The 4628-nt window shown below is 59.5% G+C and carries 6 protein-coding genes and 1 pseudogene; 6 read left to right on the top strand and 1 reads right to left on the bottom strand.

Features of this window, described 5'->3' with window-relative positions; translation table 11 throughout:
• The 5 genes and pseudogenes from BN871_RS27230 to BN871_RS24860 form a co-directional block, all read left to right on the top strand.
• A pseudogene (locus tag BN871_RS27230) lies at positions 1-157 on the top strand (cysteine--tRNA ligase); the annotation flags it as partial.
• 65 nt (positions 158-222) lie between these two features.
• Positions 223-606 carry a zinc-binding dehydrogenase gene (locus tag BN871_RS24845; protein WP_232313335.1) on the top strand — a complete coding sequence of 128 codons (384 nt, stop codon included), beginning with the start codon at positions 223-225 and terminating at the stop codon, positions 604-606.
• 201 nt (positions 607-807) lie between these two features.
• On the top strand, positions 808-1152 hold the full coding sequence (locus tag BN871_RS24850) for a YojF family protein (protein WP_021882082.1): 345 nt from the start codon (positions 808-810) through the stop codon (positions 1150-1152).
• Positions 1153-1178: 26 nt separating this feature from the next.
• Complete coding sequence (bshB2, locus tag BN871_RS24855) at positions 1179-1829, top strand: bacillithiol biosynthesis deacetylase BshB2 (protein ID WP_048749720.1); 651 nt, start codon at positions 1179-1181, stop codon at positions 1827-1829.
• A gap of 128 nt (positions 1830-1957) precedes the next feature.
• Positions 1958-2608: a hypothetical protein gene (locus BN871_RS24860; protein WP_021882084.1), complete on the top strand. Its 651-nt coding sequence runs from the start codon at positions 1958-1960 to the stop codon at positions 2606-2608.
• Between the two features lie 76 nt (positions 2609-2684).
• Here BN871_RS24860 and BN871_RS24865 read toward each other — a convergent pair whose 3' ends face one another.
• Positions 2685-3515: a sugar phosphate isomerase/epimerase gene (locus BN871_RS24865; protein ID WP_048749718.1), complete on the bottom strand. Its 831-nt coding sequence runs from the start codon at positions 3513-3515 to the stop codon at positions 2685-2687.
• Between the two features lie 248 nt (positions 3516-3763).
• Here BN871_RS24865 and BN871_RS24870 point away from each other — a divergent pair.
• The coding region (locus BN871_RS24870; protein WP_048749724.1) for a LacI family DNA-binding transcriptional regulator at positions 3764-4628 on the top strand (865 nt) is incomplete at its 3' end.

Consider the following 4628-nt stretch of genomic DNA (forward strand, 5'->3'; position numbering starts at 1 on the left):
GCATATCGAATGCTCTGCGATGGCGAAGCGGCATCTGGGCGATACCCTCGACATCCATGGCGGAGGCAACGACCTGCAGTTCCCGCATCATGAGTGCGAATGCGCCCAGTCCGAGACGCTGAGCGGCAAGCCGCTCGCCAACTACTGGATGCATAACGCTTCATCAACATCGCCGAGCTCGCTCTTGATCCGGCCGCCGGCGATCACGGCCTGGATGCGGAGCTGCGGGACTTTACCGGGGGCCATGGGCTCGACTATGTCGTGGAATGCTCGGGCAGAAGCTCCAGCTATGAGCTTGCTTTCCGGGCGCTCGCCATGCGCGGCACGATCGTGGCGATAGGCGAGCATGCGCGGGTAACGTTTGATTCCAGCGACCTTATCCACAGGCATTATACGATCGTCGGCTCGCTGTATTCCGGCATGACGGACGGCGAGGAAGTGCAGAAGCTGATGGTGCGCGGCGAGATCGACCCGATCCGAATCGTGACGCATCGATTTGGCCTGGAAGACATTCCGCAGCGATTCGGCCAGGTGTTCGAGGCGTCCGGAGGACTCATGAAATCGGTCGTCGTGAACGGCGGCGGCAGCGGAGCTGGCAGGATCTAGTTTCCATAGAGGGGACGAAGGGATGCCAAAGATGGACGCTTTCGGAATAGCATTCATATAAATACGGATAATCCAAGGAGATTACTTGCATTTTCCTCTGGATGGGCGTATCTTTCTTTCTACAGAACAATGAACAGCAGACCTTGGCCGTCCTGCCTCCTAGCGGGACGCCAGCTTGATTAGGAATAAGGAGGGACCAGGATGCAGCTCATCAACGCGCTTGAAGTTCAGCGCCGCATCGACCAGTTGAAGGATCAGGACATTTATCTTCACCTTGAAATGACGACGGGCGCTTACGCGTCCCATAACGATAGCTCGAAACACCCGGCGGCGACCTTCATCAGCAATGCCTCCATTCAATATTCGCAGGGCTCGATTTCGGGTGTCGGGCCCTTCCGGGTCGGCCTGAAGATGGAGCGGGGATGGGTGTACTCCGAAGGACTGACCCATTACGAAGAGACCGAGCCGGAGCGGCTGATCATGGCCGGCCATGACAGCGCGGGCAAGCTGGTCGTGGCGCTGCAGCTGAGCCGGGAGCCGTTCTGATGACGGCGGAGAAAGGAGAGTCCGGTATGAACAAACGTATACTAGTCGTGCTCCCTCACCCCGATGACGAATGCTTCGGTCTGTCGGGCACGCTGGCCAAAATGATCCGGGAAGGCGCCGAGGTCACCTACGCCTGCCTGACGCTCGGTGAAATGGCGCGTACAATGGGCATTCCGCCATTTGCGAACCGGGTTACGCTGCCTCAGGTGCGCAAGCTGGAGCTGGAGGCTTCGTGCCGCATTATCGGCATCCAGGATCTGCGCCTGCTCGGCTTCCACGACAAGACGATCGAGTTCGAGGAGCGGGAGCTGCTGGACGGCAGCATCGGCGCCATTCTGGAGGAGCTGAAGCCGGATATCGTATTCACCTTCTACCCGGGCTACAGCGTGCATCCGGATCACGACGCGACCGGCGCAGCCGTAGTGCGCGTCATCGGAGGCCTTCCGGAGAAGGATCGGCCCGTCGTGTACTGCATGGCTTTCGCGAGAGATCATCAGCTGGCCATCGGCATGCCGGACACCCAATTCGATGTGGGCGACTATTTGAAGCAGAAGATCGGCTCCATTCAGGCGCATCGCTCCCAGTTCCAGGTTCCGGGGCTGGATGACAAGAAGCCGTCCCGCGAAGTCCGGGAACGCTTCGGCACGGAGAGGTTCTGGACGTACCGATTTGAATAACGGCAGCAGAGACCGTCCTTTTCAGGGCGGTCTCTATTCTTTTGCTCTCGGCCAGCCGATAAGTGGAAGGAGGAAGGAATTTCAATCCTTTCCAGAAGAAGCTCGAACTCAGGGGGTAAAAAGAAAGCATGAACAAACAACTCTTCATCGGCGCCGTGGTTGCGCTTAGCTTGACGCTCTCCGCCTGCGGCGGCAAAAATGATCCGGCCGCGTCCACTGGGCCGCAAGCATCCGCGCCGGCGGCTTCGGTGACACCGGCTGCGGACGGCGATGCCGGGAAGGACGCAGGCAAGGTCGAGGTCGACAAGGGACTTTTCCATAATGAAATCACGATTCCGGCCTCCATGCTGGAGGGGCAGGATCTGGACGCCGTCATCGCGAAGGCGAAGGAAGACGGCGTCAAGGAAGCGACAAAGAACGAAGACGGCTCCGTGACCTACAAAATGACCAAGGATGTTTACGGCAAGATGATCGGCAGCATGAAGGACAACCTGCTGGAGGGCATCGAGGAGCTGAAGAGCGGCAAGGACTTCGCCTCGGTCAAGGATATCGAGCATAACGATTCCTTCACGGAGTACACGCTCGTCGTGGACAAGGCCGCCTACGAAGGGAGCTTCGACGCATTCGCCGCTCTTGGCGTCGCTTTGCCGTCCATGCTTTATCAAGTGTACAGCGGAACGGCTGCGGACAAGACGAAGGTCACCGTCCATATTCAGGACCAGGCATCGGGCGAAGTGTTCAACACGGTCGTATATCCCGACGCGATGAAAAACGGCTGATCGGCTGCAATGCGATGGCCGTCCAGATACGTCAAAAACCCGCCCCATCGAACGGGGCGGGTTTTTTTCGCGCTGCTCAGAGCCGGATCCCGAGCTCCGCGGCCACGCCGCGGATATAGGCGGCTGCCTGCCGATAATCCTCGTTGGTCGACAGATGCTCGATGATCAGCGTCGTATCGGGATGAAGCTTGTTCAGCTCCGTCAGGAAGATCCGGTAGTCCAGTGCTCCCGTGCCCGGGATGACCTCGTCCAGATGCACGGTCAGCTTGCTGCCGAGCCGGATATCCTTGGCATGGCAATTGCGGATATGAGGTCCCAGCTTGCGGAAGAAGTCCTCGATCAGCTCCCCGTTCCGGTAATAGGCGCGAGGGCTGGAAATGATGTTGACCGGATCGAAATGCACGCCGAATCCGGGGCGGTCGATCGCCCGGATCAGATCGAGATAGGAATCCGCGGAGTCCGGGAATACCCAGGGCATCATCTCCAGGGCGAATACGGTCCGCTCCGGCTTCACGGCGTCGATGATGCGGCGGGTCGTCTCGACGATCAGCTCGAACGTCTCGCTGCTGAAGTTGTCCGGATCGGGGCCGTCCCATTGCGCGCCGCGCGATCCGGCGATGTTGACGCAGCAGCCCGCGCCGATATGCTCCGCAAGCTTCAGCCGCTCGATGCAATAAGCGACCGCCCGGCTCCGCGTCTCCTCATCCCGGCTGATCGGATTGCTCCAGGCGCCCACCTCGGAGATGAGAATGTCGCGCCTGCCCGCAGCCTTCACATAATCGTCTACCTCGGCAAGGTCTTTGCCGTCCACCGGGCAGGGGGCGGCTCGGAATCCCGCTTCCGCCATCGCCTCCGACCAGCTCTCCGGGTTCATCTGCTCCAGAAACACTTGTCCGCCTAATCTCATTCGCGATCCCTTCCTTTGCTTGTATCGTTTGTCGAGTCGGTCTGACATTCCGGCCGTCATCGTTTTCCGAGCACTAGTGCTAGCGTTTTCATCCTTCAGTATACCAAAGTGTGAACGCGTGTTCATACGGATTTTGATTATGATCAATCTTCTTTATTTGCTCTGTTCCCGAAGTTGACAGCGCTTTCCATCCTGCGTATAGTGATAGGTGTAAACGCGTGTTCATGCTGAAGGGAGCTGACAGCCGGATGAAAAAGACCGATATCAACAGCGTGGAAATCGCGCGGCTGGCCGGGGTGTCCCGCAGTACCGTGAGCAGGGTCATCAACAATTACTCCAACGTCCCCGCCCATACGCGGGAGAAGGTCATGGAGGTCATTCGGGAGCATAACTATTTCCCGAACGCTTCCGCCCAGATGCTGGCCGGCAAGAGCTCCCGCACGATCGGGCTGTTCCTGATCGAGCCCGGCACGGTCGCGAGCGACACGCTGACCAATATGCTCATCGTGAGCGTCATCGAGCATGCTTCGTCCCTCGGGTACTTCGTGCTGACCCATATTATCCGGGATCCCGCCGATACGGTCACGCTCCGCAGGGTCAAGGAAATATTCTTTCAGCGCCGGATCGACGGCGGCATCTTCATCGGAGCGGCGATTCGGGAGCCATTCCTGGACGAGCTGGCGGCGGAGGGCTTCACGATCGGAATCGTGGATCAGGTGCAGGACGGCCGGCAGCAGCCGGGCCGGCTGACGGCGGAGTTCAACAACGCGCTCGGCATGGAACAAGCGGTCTCGTATTTGCAGAAGCTCGGCCACCGGAATATCGCTCTCATCAACGGCGATATGAACCGGCTGTCCGGTCCGCAGAAATACGAAGGCTATCTGAAAGCCATGCGGAAGAAAGGGCTGACCGTCCGTCCCGAGTGGGTGCTGCCCGGAAGCTTCAGCGAAAGCGGCGGATATGCGGCTGCTCAGCATCTGCTCCAGGCGGGCGGACCGCTGCCTACCGCCTTGATCGCGGCCAATGACAGCGTAGCCTTCGGCGCCATCCGGGCGCTGCGGGAGCAGGGGCTGGCCGTGCCGGAGGGGATGTCCGTCATCGGCTTCGACGACC

It is taken from the genome of Paenibacillus sp. P22, assembly GCF_000469945.2.
GTDB lineage: Bacteria > Bacillota > Bacilli > Paenibacillales > Paenibacillaceae > Paenibacillus_O > Paenibacillus_O humicus.

Bases quoted from the DNA above. Each gene is read 5' to 3' on its own strand.
- bshB2 (WP_048749720.1), top strand. From the start codon at position 1,179: ATGAACAAACGTATACTAGTCGTGCTCCCTCACCCCGATGACGAATGC.
- BN871_RS24860 (WP_021882084.1), top strand. From the start codon at position 1,958: ATGAACAAACAACTCTTCATCGGCGCCGTGGTTGCGCTTAGCTTGACG.
- BN871_RS24850 (WP_021882082.1), top strand. From the start codon at position 808: ATGCAGCTCATCAACGCGCTTGAAGTTCAGCGCCGCATCGACCAGTTG.
- BN871_RS24865 (WP_048749718.1), bottom strand. From the start codon at position 3,515: ATGAGATTAGGCGGACAAGTGTTTCTGGAGCAGATGAACCCGGAGAGC.